Genomic DNA, 14,574 nt, shown 5'->3' on the forward strand with positions numbered 1-14,574 from the left:
AGGGTACCTCCTCATCGTCGGCGGTCATCGGCTGAGACCCGCGCGCCGCGCCATGTTGGCATTCGTCATCGTCCTTTCTTCAATTCCACGAGACGAGACCTGGCTGCCGCGCGATTCGGATCCCCCAGCGGAAGTAGTGCCACGGCCTTCTCGTAGAGGGGAATAGCCTCCGCCGTGCGCCCGAACGCATCATACTGCCGTGCTTGCTTGTACGCATCGCTACCCGCCACCTTCATCTTGCCCTCGAGACGTGTCAGGGCTTCCTCGAGACCGGGGGTCGCGGGATCGACCGAGCGCGCCCCCATGTATCGACGGTTCGCGGTCTCGAGATCCCCCCTCTCCTCGAGCCGCGCGCCGTCATGCATCAGCGCTGCCGCCCGCTGGGCGCGCAACTGTCGGGCTTTCTCGAGCAAGCCCTCGGTCTCGTCGGAGGCCGGTATGCCCTCGAGTACCTCAATTGCCCGAGCATAGTCATCGCGAGCCAGCGCGACCTTTGCCTGGCCAATCCGTTGCCGCCGACCGGCTTCGCCGGCCAATCGCGCTTCCTCCGCGTTCACGACCGTGTCGGCAGGCAGCGTGCGGCCGTGGGCGGACAACGACGTCTCTGGACGCATCAGAGCGCTTGCGCCCGCCATTCTCGTCGTCTCTAGTGCTTCGAGGATCGGTTCTGGCGATTCCGTCGGTTTGCTCGAGGGCACGCTCGGCCTGAACATGAGGAGCACCACCACCGCGAGCGCCACGAGGCCCAGGGCCACCGCCATCGGTTTTGGCTTCAGGACCTTCGATGCGAACGTCGGTGCTGTCGCTGGTGGCTGTGTGGCGCGCGTCGATCGCTCGCCCTCGACTCCTGCGCCGACGGTCGGCACCGACGATGACGCCTGCGAGGCGCTGAGGGCTGCGACAGGTGCGGGATCTGCCGGTTCTGCGACGGGTTCGGTGTGAACAGCGGATGCTCCCACCGCTCGGCGCGTCTCCCCGGCGACGAAATCCTCCAACTCGATGCGAACTTTCCCGAGCACGACGGGGCGGCCTGGCTCGAGTCTGGTGCGCTGCACTCGCTGCCCGTCGACCCAGATGCCGTTCTGGCTGTTCACGTCGATCAAGACGTAACTGCCCTGCTCATGGCGCAGCTCCGCATGATAGCGCGAGACCGTCTTGTCCTGATCTTGCAGCACGATGTCGTTCTCGGGCGCGCGCCCGATTCGCACGTCGTGCTTCGTCAGCTCGACACGATCGACTCCATCGGATCGAAAAATGAGTAGCTTTGCTGCCATAAACTTCGTCGCAAGCCCGGCGCTAGGAGGACTCCTGCTCGCGGAACGCGGAAAGGCCGATCCCCAAATGTCAATAACGTTCCGACTGCGATAACCGAAGGTGCGACGTGCACCGCCGGTGGGCATGCCTAGCCGCGCAAATCGCTGGTCGACCAGGCAGTCGATCTCCCGTAACCTACACGAGCATAATGCCTTTTCGACACTTTAGCGGGTCCACGATAGCCGGGCCGCTCTTCCCTGGACAGCGTGATCGTGCGGCCCCTGGACGATAAGAATATCAACAATGGATGCTATTCTGTGTGGCTGAGCGGATACGCCGAAACGAGACGCCCTTGAGAACCGACAGCAGTGAGCGCGCCTGACCTCATCGCCCAGAAGTTTCGCATCAAGAGCCTCCTCGGTCGTGGTGGCATGGGCGAGGTGTATCTTGCGTTGGACGAGACGCTCGGCGCCCGACGTGTTGCGCTGAAGCTGTTGCGCATCGACGAAGAAGAGATGCGCAAGCGATTCGAGCAGGAGGCACGCGCGGCGGCAAACCTTCAGCACCGGAACATCGTCACGATCTACGAGTACGGCCAGCACCGCGGGCAGCCCTACATCGCGATGGAGTTCATCAGCGGTGCGACCCTGGCGGCCGTCATCGGGGAGCAGCGACCGCTGTCGCTCGCCACGCGACTGGAGCTGGTTGAACAGGCGTGTTCTGGCGTGGCGCACGCGCACAGCCAAGGCATCATCCACCGCGATATCAAGCCCTCGAACCTCATCATCGATCACGAAGGACGTCTACGGATCCTCGATTTCGGCATCGCCCACGTCCCAATGGCAAACCTCACCCGCGGACCGGGCATGATGGGCACCCCCAACTACATGTCACCGGAGCAAATCAACGGTGATCCGCTCGATCGTCGGAGCGACGTGTTCTCGCTGGCTCTCGTGCTCTACGAGCTGCTCGCGCATCGACAAGCCTTCACGGGAGATTCGATCCGCGTGCTCGATCGCATTCGCTTCGAAGAACACTCCCCCGTCACGTTCTCTCCCGAAGGACAACTGCCGCAGCAGGTGGTGAATATCGTGAATCGGGCGCTCCAGAAGCACCCGGATGATCGCTATCAAAACCTCCTCGAGATGGAGATGGATCTGCGACGCGCGCGCGGTGGGACGGGGGCCGCCTGGTCGAACGCTCAGGTGCCCGCCACGGTCGTCGTCAGGCCGCCGACGCGCGGCACGCCCGGGTCGGGCGGTCCGCTCGCCCACCGTCGCCGAGAGCTGGCGCAGCGGCGCTTCCTGCTGGCGAGGAAGGCGATCGATCGACAGGACTACACGCTGGCCGTCGAGGAGCTCGAACAGGCCGTGGCGGTCGATGAGTCACATGCTGAAGCGGCGGCCCTGCTCGACGAGACGCGTCGACGCCTCGGCGAACAGCAGGCAGAGAACGTCGCGCGGCTCCTGGCGGATGCGGAGCGGCGGTTTGCACGTGGCGAGCTGGCCGATGCGCGGGCCAGTGTCGAAGAAGCGCGTGCCCTCGATGCCGAGAGCTCGCAGGTCGTGGAGCTGTCGGAGACCATCGCGCTGGCTGAAGCGGAGGCGCATCTCCACGGCTGTCTGGAGCGCGCACAGTCGGCGCTCGCCGCCGGCGAGCTGAGTCGCTGCGCGGCGCTGCTCGACGAAGTGGGGCAGGTGCGAGCGGATGCGCCCGGCTTGGTCGAGTTGCGCCAGCAGCTCGACGAGGCGTACGCCGCAAAGGCTCGCGAACGACGCTTGCAGAGGGCAGTGGCGCAAGGCCGCGCCGACCTCGAGCGACAGGAGGTCCAGCGGGCGCTGCGCGCCGCCGATACGGCCCTGCTCGAGGATCCAGACTACCTGCCTGCACGGGAGCTGCGCCGCGACGCCCTGGCCGCCCGGTCCAGGGCAACGGCGGGCGCGTCCGAGTTGGAGGCAACTGCCGAGGTCGCCGCAGAACCGCTCGATGACGGCGATACGCGCCCGGTCCTCGTCAGCGAGCTCCAAAGCTACGCACGACAGGTTACGAAGACCTCGGCGGTTGCGAGCGGTCAAGGGACGAGCCAGGGCCCATCGTGGCGAGACCGGCTGACGCGCCTCGTGACCGCCGTGACCGGCACCTTCGCCGGACGCAGGCAGGCCTGACGCGCACCCCCTGCGCTACATTCTGTAATTCCGGTGTATAATGCCTTGTTTGTGCGCTGCATCTTAGATTTCCCGCTGGAAACCTGACGCCGATCATCTGGGTTCGTCGGTCAGAGTGTCCCACCGCTAAGTCCCATCGCTCAAATCGAGGCACCCTTTTGGTGTCATTGGTTCGTCTCATTCGGCCTGCTGCGCGGTTAGGGAAACGCTCCAGGCAGTTCAGGAGCATTCTCTATATGCCGTTCTCGACTCTCGGACTCTCGCCCGTTCTCTGCGCTCCACTCGCGCGACTGGGCTATACACAACCGACGCCCGTACAGGCCAAATCGATACCTGTTGTGCTCGACGGCAGCGATCTGCTGGCGCGTGCACAGACGGGCACCGGCAAGACGGCCGCGTTTGCCTTGCCGATGATCGATCGCCTCGTCGTGCGCGGCCGGCGTCGGGCCGAAGCGCGCAAGTCGCGCGGTCTCGTCCTCGTCCCGACGCGCGAGCTCGCGCTTCAGGTGCACAAGGCGCTCACGACGTACGGCGCTTCCGTCAACCTCAGGGCCACGGCCATCTTTGGCGGCGTAGCGATGCAGCCGCAGGTGCAGGCGCTGCGGCGGGGCACTGACATCATCGTGGCGACGCCGGGTCGGCTCATCGACCACATCCAGCAACGTACCGTCGATCTCTCGGCCGTGGAGATCCTCACGCTCGACGAAGCGGATCGCATGCTCGACATGGGCTTCTTGCCGCCGCTGCGTCGCGTGCTCGGAACACTTCCACGCGATCGGCAGACGCTGTTGCTCTCGGCCACACTCTCGAAGGAAGTCGTGCAGCTCTCTACCGAATTCACTCGCGAGCCGGTGCGCGTGGATGTCTCGGAAGCGCAAGTCGTGGCCCCGACGGTGACGCATCGCGCGCACCCGGTGCCAGACGGCCGCAAGGGCGATCTCCTCCGACACGTGCTGATGCAGCCGCCGGTCGGAAGAGCGCTCGTCTTCTGCAGGACCAAGCACGGATCGAATCGTGTAGGCGACGCGCTCGAAAGAGCCGGCATGCGTGCGGCGGTCATCCACGGAAACAAGAGCCAAGCGGCTCGCGGCCGGGCGCTCAACGACTTCAAGACAGGCCGCGTGACGGTGCTCGTGGCAACCGATGTTGCGGCGCGCGGGCTCGATATCGTGCAACTGCCTCTTGTCGTCAACTATGATCTGCCGCTCGTGGCCGCAGACTACATCCACCGCGTCGGACGAACGGGCCGAGCCGGGCTCGCCGGACGCGCGGTGTCCCTCGTGTCATCGGCCGATCGCCGCCTGCTGTCCGACATTCAGCGGCTCCTGCCGTCGCCGATCGAGCAGGTGGTCGTTGAAGGGTTCGAGGTCACGCCCGCTCGCGCCGTCACGGTCGCGCAGAGGCAGCAACCAGGCCGCGCTTTCAGTCCGGGGCAGCGCCGTGGCGCTCGCTCTGCGGCTGGGCGGTGGTCGGCGAGACCCGGGCGTTCGCGCCCGCGCGCTTAGTGGTCCGGGCCACTAAAGCCAGGAATTCACTCGAGTTGCCATGAATTCCGGGCGGCCATGACGTCACGCGTGACTGGCCTGTTCGACGCTCACAGCCCGTCGGTGCAGCCGAAGGCGCGGCGCGAACAACAGTAGGTAGAGCGCTGGCACAGCAAGCAGCGTGAGTGCCGTGGACGCGGGGTCGCGGGCGCGGGACGACGCCGCTCAGCGCGGATTTCGGGGCCGCGAGCGCAGAGGTAGTGGTCAGTGGCAGTGATCAGCCGATACGCCGACGGTCGGGGGCTGGCGGCCGAACTGGCTCGTTAGCCGCGACGTAGGCCCCCGAGCGGTGGCCAACCGGCTGGCCACTGACCACTGACCACTGACCACTGCTGTTAGGGCACGAGCTTCTGGAGCTTTTCCTTGTCGGCTTCCGTCGGCGTGTGGGCCAGATTGACGAGAACCATGGCCAGCGTCTTCACGGACTCGGAGGCCGACTCGTCCTTCAGGAGCGCTTCGAGCTTTGGCTTGCCGTCAGCACTCACCTTGTGTTCGAGATTGATCAGCGCCTGCGCCACCACGCGCTCGTGCTCGCTCGTCTCCTCGTTCTCGACGATGCCCTTGAGCGCCTCTTTGTCGCCATCGCTCGGGAAGTGATTGAGCTTGAGGAGAATTCCGGCCATGGTCTGGACGGCCTTGGTTTCAGCCGCAGCCACCGTGTCGACAGAAGATGTCAAGAACAGCAACACGAGGAAAGACGCCAGTGAGTACCGCATACTCCTCCTCCATGGGCGCGACGGCCTGGTCGACCTCGAGCATTTGCGTTGGAGAGATGAGAATAGGGGGCCGAGCGACGCGAGTCAAGCCGGGATTAGCCCGACGTCCCCCAGAGCACGGCGACCGGAAAGTCCTTCAGCGCTTGACCCGCGAAGATCCACGACTCCTGCGGGTTCGTGACAATGGGCACGTCTTGACCGGTAAGGACGTTTCGATAACGTAACGCGGCAAGCTCGGGCGGAAGCAGCACACGGCTCGTTGCCCATGTCCCAATGCCGACAGGCCACTGTTCCGGCTCGTCCCACATCAGAGAGGCCACGAACCGTGGCACCAGAGTGATAGCGACGTGCCCGCCCTCGTCCTTCGGGCTTCGGCGGGCGAAAGCCACGAGATCGCTGGGCACCGTCACGTCGCACGCAAGCGGGATGTATTCGCCCTCCAAGAAGAGGTTGGGATGCATTTGACGCAGCCGTAGGCCAATCAGCGTCAACAGCAGCTTGACTCGTCCATCGCGCCAGGTGTCGAGCAGCTCCGAGAGACGCGCCGTCCGCTCCGAGGTTGGCAACGCAGTGAAAGGCGAGGGAGCCTCGCTCGTCCCCCAAGGGGTCACACCCTTCGGGTGCAGCTCGCTTCCAGCCAAATGGCCCAATCCCCGAGCCGGGATCGTAGCCGTCCCCTCGCTCCTGACCTCTCGGCCGTGGGTTCCAGCAACCGCCAGCGCATCCTCGTCATCCGGTAGCAGCGCGGCATCGCATGCCAGCGTTTCGACCTCGTCCAGCAAGCGGCGACGCAGCTCGTAGTCGACCGGGCGGCGGTTGTCGGGGTCGACGAGCGACAGCTCCCACAGCTCCGCGCCCTGATAGAGATCCGACACACCGGGCGAGGTGAGCCTGAGCAGGATCTGGCCAAGCGAATTCACCGCACCCACGTGCGCGAGCTTGTGCGCAAACGGCACGAAGGCCGGAAGAAAGCGGTGGGACGTCGACCCCGTCAGGACGCGATCAACGAACGTCGCCATGGCGTCGTCGTATGCCTGGTTGGGATTGATCCAACTGGTATGCAACTTGGCCTCGTGAATGGCCTTGAGCATGTAATCGCGCAAGCGTTCGACGAGCGGCGCCGGCGCTGGGCTCTCGGGCCCGAGGTCTGGCGGCCAGATGCCGAGCAAGACCTGATAGAAGCGGTACTCGTCGTTCCGTGACGGTGCCCAATCGTTGTCGTAGTGCACGCGGGCGCCGCCCGTGATGCGCGTCCAGCGCGAGAGTTCCGTTCGCCACGCGTTCGGGATCTCCGACAGCACGTTGATGCGTGCCCGCACGTCCTCACCGAGCTTGGTGTCATGCGTCGCCGTCGTCAACATCTCGCACGGCCACGTGGCCAGACGATGGAGATTCGTCGCGTGGAACTCGTCTGTCGCCCGCGACGGGCGCGCCGGATCGGCGCCCACCTCGTTGACCGAGACGAGGATGTTATAGCGGTAGAACGCGGTGTCCTCGAGGCCCTTGGCCTGCACCGGACCGGTGTACTGCTGGAACTTCATCGCGAACGTGATCCGGTGCGCGTAGTCCTCGTCATCGACGGCCGCGAACAGAGGGCGCGGCTTCTGGTCGTCCGCTGCCTCGAAGGCAAGATCGCCGTCTCGTTCCGGCAGAAGCACCGCGCGCAAGAAATCGAACAGCGAGCGCTCCATGGCCGGATTGCGACGACGTGCTTCGGTGATGGCTCGGTCGATCATCTCCCGATCGCTAGGCGTCCAACCGTCGTGGCTGACATATGTGCGATAGACGGGAAAGCAGGCCACGACCTCGGTGAGCATCTCGCGTAAGCTGCTGAGCGTGAAGTCGCGCGATCGCCGGCTGCCTTGCGCGATATGGCTGAGAGCGTGTACCAGCACGTTCAGCTCGCTCGCCATCGTCGTTTCGATGATGAGCTTCTTGCTCTTGTAGGCCACCTCTGAGAACGGCAGGCTCCTACCGGTGATGCGGACATAGATGCGCCGCAGAGCGCGGAATCCGTCGGGCTTGACGAACAGTCCGTTGACGTCGTTGATGAAGTTGTAGCCCGTGGTCCCGTGCACCAGCCATTCATGGGGCAGTGTCTCGCGATGAGACAGAATCTTCTCGGCGATCATCCAGATGGGACGCTCGGCGTCCGGGTGGTGCTGTCCGCCGGCGCTCGCCGCCGTTGGGCTGCGCCGGGCCAACGCCTGCACCCTCGCAAAATAGCCGGCTGGATCGAAAAGACCGTCGGGATGGTCGATGCGGAGGCCGTGCACCTGGTTCTGCGCGAAGAGTCTCGCCAGCAGCGAGTGCGTCGCCTCGAATACCAGCGGGTCCTCTACGCGCACGCCGGCCAGCTCGTTGATGTCGAAGAACCGCCGGTAGTTGATCTCGTGTTGCGCGGTGCGCCAGTAGGCGAGGCGATATGGCTGTTCCTCCAGCAGGTTGTGCAGCGCGTCGAACGTTTCTGGACGCCCAGGCACACCATTGGCCGCCGCCAGCGCCTCCTCGATGTGTGCGCGAATGCGTGGCGAGGCCCTGAGCAAGCGTCGCAGGCGCTCGCGCAAGACTTCCTTTTCGCGGTGCCGCTCCTCGATGCTGTCGGAATCGGTGTCAGTGTAGAGCGGCAGATTGTGCAGGCCCGTCAGAATGCTCAGGAACTCGCGAAGATCGGGATCGCCCAGGCCCATCGCGGCTTTCAGCTCGTCGATCCGATGACGGAGCACCCTCGGCTGCTGGCGCGGGTTGATGGGCAATTTATGGTCGTAGTACTGCACGAAAAGGTGCCCGTCGTCCATGCCGAGCGTCAGCTCGCCTCGCTCGAGCACAGCGCCGTACTGATCGCCCAAGATCGGTAGCAACACCTTGTTCTTCATCTCCGGCGTCACCGGATCCCAATCGATGTCGAAGAAGCGGGCATAGAGAGAGCAGGGCCCGTTCTCCAGTACCTCGCGCCACCACATGTTCGACTGAGGCTCGACACCCATGTGGTTCGGGACGAAGTCCAGGACGAGTAGGAGGCCGTGCGTCTCCAGTGTCTGCGTCAAGGCGCCAAAATCGGCATCCGTGCCGAGCTCGGGATTGAGGCGGTTGTGATCACAGATGTCGTAGCCGTGCAGGCTGCCCGGGCGCGCCATCAAGAACGGCGAGAAATAGCATCCGCCAACGCCGAGGCGGGCCAGATAGGGCACCAGGGCCTGCGCGTCCGAGAACGTGAACGCATGGTTCATCTGTACTCGGTACGTGCTCACGGGAACACGGCCTGGACCGGAACGCCTGACGTTGATGGGTACCTCCTCGAGCTGGCTGGCTCGCGACTCGTGTCTCGTCGATCCTATCCGGGAAAGGGGGAGGGGCCAAAACAAGGGGTCAAGGGGTCAAGGGGTCAAGGGGTCAAGGGATGGTTCTTAGGGCGTACGTAGCGCGCGGCCTTCAGGCCCCGCGGCCGACGAGCCGGAAACGTCGTCCTCACCCCGCTGCGCGACCCACCCTCCCTTGACCCCTCGACCCCTTGACCCCTCGACCCCTTGACCCCTCGATCCCTTTACCTAGCACCAGAGCTCCCGGGCGCTGAAAGGAGATAACCAGGCCACCCGATGGCGATCGATCGACCGTCAAGGGCTGCGCATCGGACGAGAGCAACGTGTCCTCGCTCGACAGCAGGACGTGCCAGGGGCCCGTGGGTCCCACCTTGGGGTCGGGCGAGCCCGCGTCCCGCCTGGCCAATCGCTCAGCGGACAGCGAGACCGTGCCCTGTCCCGAGAGGCGCACGACCACCAGCAATACGCGCTCTGGCTCGCGGCGCAGTACCGCCACGGTCCCCTCGTCTGGCGCCCAGGCATCGGTCTCGATCCGATCATTGCCGGACTCGCTGATCGTCTGGCGCCGAAGCGAGAGCAAGTGGCGATAGTACGCGAGCGTCGACCGGTGCGGCTCGTGACCGACCTCGTCCCACTGCAATCGACTCCGCAGAAACGTGTCGTGAGCTTGTGGGTCCGGGACGCGATCACGCGCGCGCGGATCGCTGAATGCCGTGAAATGCCGGAACTCCTCGCGCCGTCCCGCGGTCACCGCGCGACCCAATCGGCCGCTGTGATCGGTGAAGAAGAGAAACGGCGTCGACGCCGCCCACTCTTGCCCCATGAAGAGCAGCGGCACCTCCGGTGCCAGCAACACGAGGGCGCTGGCGGCGCGGTACACCTCGAGCGGCACCTGGTGGTTCAACCGCTCGCCGTGCGCGCGATTCCCAATCTGATCGTGGTTCTGGAGGCAGGTGATGAACACATGCCACGGAAGACCGGTCGGATCGGTGCCGCGCGGCGCGTTGCGATATCTGGACCACTCGCCTCGGTACAGCCAGCCTCGTCGAATGGTCTCGGCGATTTCAGCGGTGGTGCCCTTGTAGTCGGCGTAATACCCCTCGCGGTCACCCGCCGTGTGCCCGCGGATCGTATGGTGCAGATCGTCGGCCCAAACGGCGTCGAGACCCCAGCCGCCGTCGGCGGTTGGCCGCGCGATGACGTCCAGGTTTCGCGAGTCCTCTGCGATCAGAAGGCGGCGCGGCGGCTGGACGTGTGCTTTCACGCTGGCGGCGAGCTGTCCAAGAAACGGCGAGGACGACTCATCCACGATGGCGTGCGTTGCGTCGAGCCGCAGGCCGTCGATGCGGTACTCCACGAGCCAATGCAGCGCGTTGTCGATGAAGAATCGGCGAAGCACCTGACTGCCAGGCTCGTCGAAGTTCAGTCCACGGCCCCAGGGGCTGTGGTGTCGTGTGGAGAACACCAACGGGCTGAACGCTGCCAGATAGGCACCGTCCGGTCCGAGGTGGTTGTAGACGACATCGAGAATGACACCCAGGCCAAGCGCGTGCGCCCGATCGACCAAACGTCGAAGGGCGTCCGGGCGACCGTATTGCTCCGACGGTGCGTAGAGCGCTGCACCGTCGTAACCCCAGTTTCGGCTCCCTGGGAATGCCGCCACGGGCATGAGCTCGATTGCTGTGACGCCGAGGTCGCGCAGGTATGGCAGCCGCTCGGTCACGGCATCGAACGTGCCGGCGTCCGTGAACGTGCCGACATGCAGCTCGTAGACAATCAGCTCGGTGGGCGCGATGCCACGCCAGCCGGTCTCGCTCCATGTGAACGTCGAGGGGTCGACGATCTCGGAGAGCGCGTGCACACCGTCCGGCTGACAGCGTGATGCAGGATCTGGCCACAGCGGCTCCTCGTCCATTCGGTAGCCGTACCGATCTCCGGGCCGCGCGTCCCCGACGATGGCTGCAAAGCAGTTGTCATCGTCACGGATCAGCGGAATCTCGCGCGATCCGCCGGCGCGCGCCTCGAGGTGCAACATGACGCGGGACGCGGTTGGCGCCCAGACACGAAACCGCGCGCCGTCCGTCGTGAGTACGGCTCCGAACCTGGGCTGCCAGATGTCCATGGCGCATCATCGACAGGCGAACGCTCTCCCTCCCTCGCCGAGGCGTCGGTTGATCGACGGCGGCTTCGGCGAAGCCGCCCTACGTTCCCTGTTGCCCTTCATCCGAGCAAATCCGCGAGATCCCTGAGCGGCAGCCCGAGCCAGTCCGGTCGGAGCAGCAGCTCGTTCTCCACATCGCGCAAGGTACGGTCGATCAAGTGCATTCGGAGTAACGCTTCGAACGAAGCCGCTCGTCGCGGCACGAGGGTGGTGTCGCGCATCAGCGATCGATAGCTCCGCAGAAATAGCGCGGACACCCACGCGGCCCAGAAGCGGCCCCACGGCTCGAGACGCTCGGCATCGCTGGGTCGCGTGACGACATAGCTCTGCAAGCCGGCGTATGCCGCATAGCTGAACGATCGCAGCATCCCCGCCACGTCGACGAGCGGCGACTGCTGCGTGCGCCGCTCCTCGAGTGGCTTGCTCGGATCACCCTCGAAGTCGACAATGACGAAGTCTTGCTCGCGCCAGAGCACCTGACTGAGCTGGTAATCGCCGTGAATGCGAATGAGCGCCGAGGTCTCGGTGACGCGCGCAGCCAAGGCGTCGATCAACGGCTCGATACTGTCGGCACGTGCGAGGACCGATTCGTACAGCTCCCGGAGCGACGCGGGCACCAACGGCTGTTTTTCCCGGAGCAGCAGTACCGCCCGCCGGGCCCGCGCGCGCACCCCTTCGGCCAGCCGGACGACCCCCGCGGGGGGGAGCGGCTGTGGCTCGAACGCCGGGTCGCTCGAGGCGTCCGCGAGCGCCACGTGGAGCTCGGCCGTGCGGCGCCCAAGTGTCGCGGCAACCTCGATGTAGCCACCAATCGTGTCGAGGACCGGAAACGGAAGCAGTTGATCCGCGAGGGCGACCAGAGACTGAGCCGCAGGCACATCGGGGGTTTCACCGTGGCGACCACCAGCGATGACCCGCTCGGAGTATCGTGCCATCTCGTCGGTCGCGTGTGACCACCCATCCGCCTGGTACAGGACACACTGCTCCAACACCGCGATCGTGGCGGCCGGCCTGTCGCCGCCGCCGCGTTCATAGAGGAGCCCGCCGATCGACGCGGGCGCGTGCGCGAACTGTCGGCGCGTCAGATACGCGCCAACCTCGATTTCCGGATGTGTTCCTGCCTGAGAGGCCCGGAGCAGCTTGAGCGCGAACCGATCACCGAGGAGGTACACCGTATTGCTGAATTCACCAGTGACCCGCGCCGCTTTGAGCGAGGTGACCCCTTCGGGTATCTCGGCCACGGCCGTCGCGTCCAGCGACAGGCCGCGCAACCGGCCGGCGGCCGAGCGTATCTCACGCTGCTCCAAGATCGCTGCCGCCATCAACGGCGCTGCCTCGTGCTCGCCCACGCCGTGGAGCACGCCCTTCCGTGCCCCAGTGATTGGTGCGATCACACGTTCCGGATGGTCCCGCAGGATCGCGACACCCGCCTCGCCGCTCGTGAGACCCACGGGCACGTTGCACCGCAAGCGTGCGCGTCCCACCGCTTCCGCCTCGACCACCAAGAAGAACACCGGCTCCCGTCCCGACTTGAGACGCGCCCAATCCACGATTCGCACACGCTCGGCCTCCGGCAGCCGGCTCGTGAACCAATACTGGCGCTGCAGGTAGGCGAGCAGGTGCTTGCGTTCGACGAGCTCGCGAACCGACGTGTCCAGGACCGTATCCCAGGCTTCGCCGATGAGCAGCGACGCCGCCGCCAGCGTCGCCGGCTCGCTGGTCGTGGCGAGCGGGCGTTCCACCAACACCGGCGGTGAGCTCCACTGCAGCGTGAACCAGTAGAACGCGTAGGGGCCGAGTGTGAGGAAGTACGGTATCTCGGAGATGCGCGGAAACGGCGTCTGGCCGAGCAGCTCCACCGGTGTCATCCCGGCAAACGATGGAAGCTCGAGCTCGACCGGCTGCACGCTCGGCGAAAGATTGCTCACCACCAGGATGACCTCGTCCTCGTAGCGGCGCACATAGGCGAGGACCTTTCGGTTCGACGGCTCGAGGACTTCGAGCGTGCCGCGGCCGAACGTCTTGTACTGCTTTCTCAGCGCAATCATTCGTCGTACCCACGCGAGCAGCGAAAACGGCGATCGCTCTTGCGCCTCGACGTTGATGGCCTGGTATCCGTAGACCGGATCCATGATGGGCGGCGCATAGAGGCGTGCCGGATCCGCGCGCGAGAAGCCAGCGTTGCGGTCGCTCGTCCACTGCATCGGCGTGCGAACACCGTTGCGATCGCCGAGAAAGACGTTGTCGCCCATGCGCAGCTCGTCGCCGTAGTAGACGATCGGCGTGCCCGGCAGCGAGAAGAGCAGGCTGTAGAGCAGCTCGATGCGCTGTCGGTTGTTCTCCATGAGCGGTGCGAGCCGCCGCCGAATGCCCATGTTCAAGCGCATGTGCGGATCCGCGGCGTACGCCTGATACATGTAGTCGCGTTCCTCGTCCGTGACCATCTCCAGCGTCAGCTCGTCGTGATTACGCAAGAAGATGGCCCACTGGCACGAGTCGGGAATGTCCGGCGTCTGGCTGAGGATCTCGGTAATGGGGTGGCGATCCTCCTGCCGCAGCGCCATGAACATGCGCGGCATCAGAGGGAAATGGAACGCCATCTGGCATTCGTCGCCGTCGCCAAAGTATGGACGCACATCCGACGGCCACTGGTTGGCCTCGGCCAGCAGCATGCGCCCCCTGTAGTGCTGGTCCAACGCGTGGCGAATCTCCTTCAGGAAGGCATGCGTCTCCGGCAGGTTCTCGCAAATGGTACCGTCCCGCTCGAAGAGGTACGGCACGGCATCCAGCCGCAGGCCGTCGACACCCATGTCCAGCCAGAACCTCATCACCTTCAGCACCGCGCGGCGGACCCGCGGGTTGTCGAAGTTCAGATCGGGCTGGTGATGGAAGAAGCGATGCCAATAGTACGCGCCTGCGGCTTGGTCCCACGTCCAATTGGACTTCTCCGTATCGTTGAAGATCACGCGCACGTCCGGCCAGCGCCGTTCCGCATCGCTCCAGACGTAGTAGTGGCGCTTCGACGAATCGGGCGGCGCTTGGCGCGCCGCTTGAAACCAGGGATGTTGATCGGACGTGTGGTTGATGACCAGCTCGGTGAGCACCTGCAAGCCGCGCTCGTGCGCCTCTCGCAGAAACGTCCGAAAATCCTTGAGCGTGCCGTAGCTGTGGTGGACCCCTTCATAGTGCGAGATGTCGTACCCGTCGTCCTTGAGCGGAGAGGGGTAGAAGGGGAGCAGCCAGATCGCCGAGACACCCAGGTTCTGCAGGTAGTCGAGCTTCTGCGTCAACCCCGGAAAATCTCCCACGCCATCGTCGTTGCTATCGAAGAAGGCGCGGACGTGGACCTGGTAGATCACAGCGTCCTTGTACCAGAGGGGGTCGCGTGCGCTACCGGAACGAGGCATAGCCATG

At 65.1% G+C, this 14,574-nt stretch carries 7 protein-coding genes; 2 read left to right on the top strand and 5 right to left on the bottom strand.

Features of this window, described 5'->3' with window-relative positions:
• Positions 1-65 precede the first annotated feature (65 nt).
• Positions 66-1,400 carry an FHA domain-containing protein gene (locus tag GEV06_13800; GenBank protein ID MPZ18970.1) on the bottom strand — a complete coding sequence of 445 codons (1,335 nt, stop codon included), beginning with the start codon at positions 1,398-1,400 and terminating at the stop codon, positions 66-68.
• A gap of 222 nt (positions 1,401-1,622) precedes the next feature.
• Here GEV06_13800 and GEV06_13805 point away from each other — a divergent pair, with 222 nt between their 5' ends.
• Both GEV06_13805 and GEV06_13810 read left to right on the top strand, forming a co-directional pair.
• Positions 1,623-3,419: a protein kinase gene (locus tag GEV06_13805; protein ID MPZ18971.1), complete on the top strand. Its 1,797-nt coding sequence runs from the start codon at positions 1,623-1,625 to the stop codon at positions 3,417-3,419.
• A gap of 236 nt (positions 3,420-3,655) precedes the next feature.
• Complete coding sequence (locus GEV06_13810) at positions 3,656-4,924, top strand: DEAD/DEAH box helicase (protein ID MPZ18972.1); 1,269 nt, start codon at positions 3,656-3,658, stop codon at positions 4,922-4,924.
• A 374-nt stretch (positions 4,925-5,298) separates the two neighbouring features.
• On the opposite strand, the gene GEV06_13815 is transcribed toward GEV06_13810, so the two are convergent.
• From GEV06_13815 to treS, 4 genes are all read right to left on the bottom strand, one after another.
• A complete protein-coding gene (locus GEV06_13815) occupies positions 5,299-5,679 on the bottom strand; it encodes a hypothetical protein (protein MPZ18973.1) in 381 nt (126 codons plus the stop codon).
• A gap of 95 nt (positions 5,680-5,774) precedes the next feature.
• The gene (gene treY / locus GEV06_13820; GenBank protein ID MPZ18974.1) at positions 5,775-8,909 is read right to left on the bottom strand and encodes a malto-oligosyltrehalose synthase; all 3,135 of its coding nucleotides are present in this window, start codon (positions 8,907-8,909) and stop codon (positions 5,775-5,777) included.
• A 238-nt stretch (positions 8,910-9,147) separates the two neighbouring features.
• Entirely contained in the window at positions 9,148-11,121 is a 1,974-nt protein-coding gene (gene treZ / locus GEV06_13825) for a malto-oligosyltrehalose trehalohydrolase (GenBank protein ID MPZ18975.1), read from the bottom strand.
• A gap of 98 nt (positions 11,122-11,219) precedes the next feature.
• Complete coding sequence (gene treS / locus GEV06_13830; protein ID MPZ18976.1) at positions 11,220-14,567, bottom strand: maltose alpha-D-glucosyltransferase; 3,348 nt, start codon at positions 14,565-14,567, stop codon at positions 11,220-11,222.
• Positions 14,568-14,574 lie beyond the last annotated feature (7 nt).

The organism is Luteitalea sp., assembly GCA_009377605.1.
Taxonomy (GTDB): Bacteria; Acidobacteriota; Vicinamibacteria; order Vicinamibacterales; family Vicinamibacteraceae; genus WHTT01.

Excerpts from the sequence above, each read along its gene's own strand:
- GEV06_13810 (MPZ18972.1), top strand. The coding sequence starts at position 3,656 with ATGCCGTTCTCGACTCTCGGACTCTCGCCCGTTCTCTGCGCTCCACTC.
- treZ (MPZ18975.1), bottom strand. The coding sequence starts at position 11,121 with ATGGACATCTGGCAGCCCAGGTTCGGAGCCGTACTCACGACGGACGGC.
- treS (MPZ18976.1), bottom strand. The coding sequence starts at position 14,567 with ATGCCTCGTTCCGGTAGCGCACGCGACCCCCTCTGGTACAAGGACGCT.
- treY (MPZ18974.1), bottom strand. The coding sequence starts at position 8,909 with ATGAACCATGCGTTCACGTTCTCGGACGCGCAGGCCCTGGTGCCCTAT.
- GEV06_13800 (MPZ18970.1), bottom strand. The coding sequence starts at position 1,400 with ATGCCCACCGGCGGTGCACGTCGCACCTTCGGTTATCGCAGTCGGAAC.
- GEV06_13815 (MPZ18973.1), bottom strand. The coding sequence starts at position 5,679 with ATGCGGTACTCACTGGCGTCTTTCCTCGTGTTGCTGTTCTTGACATCT.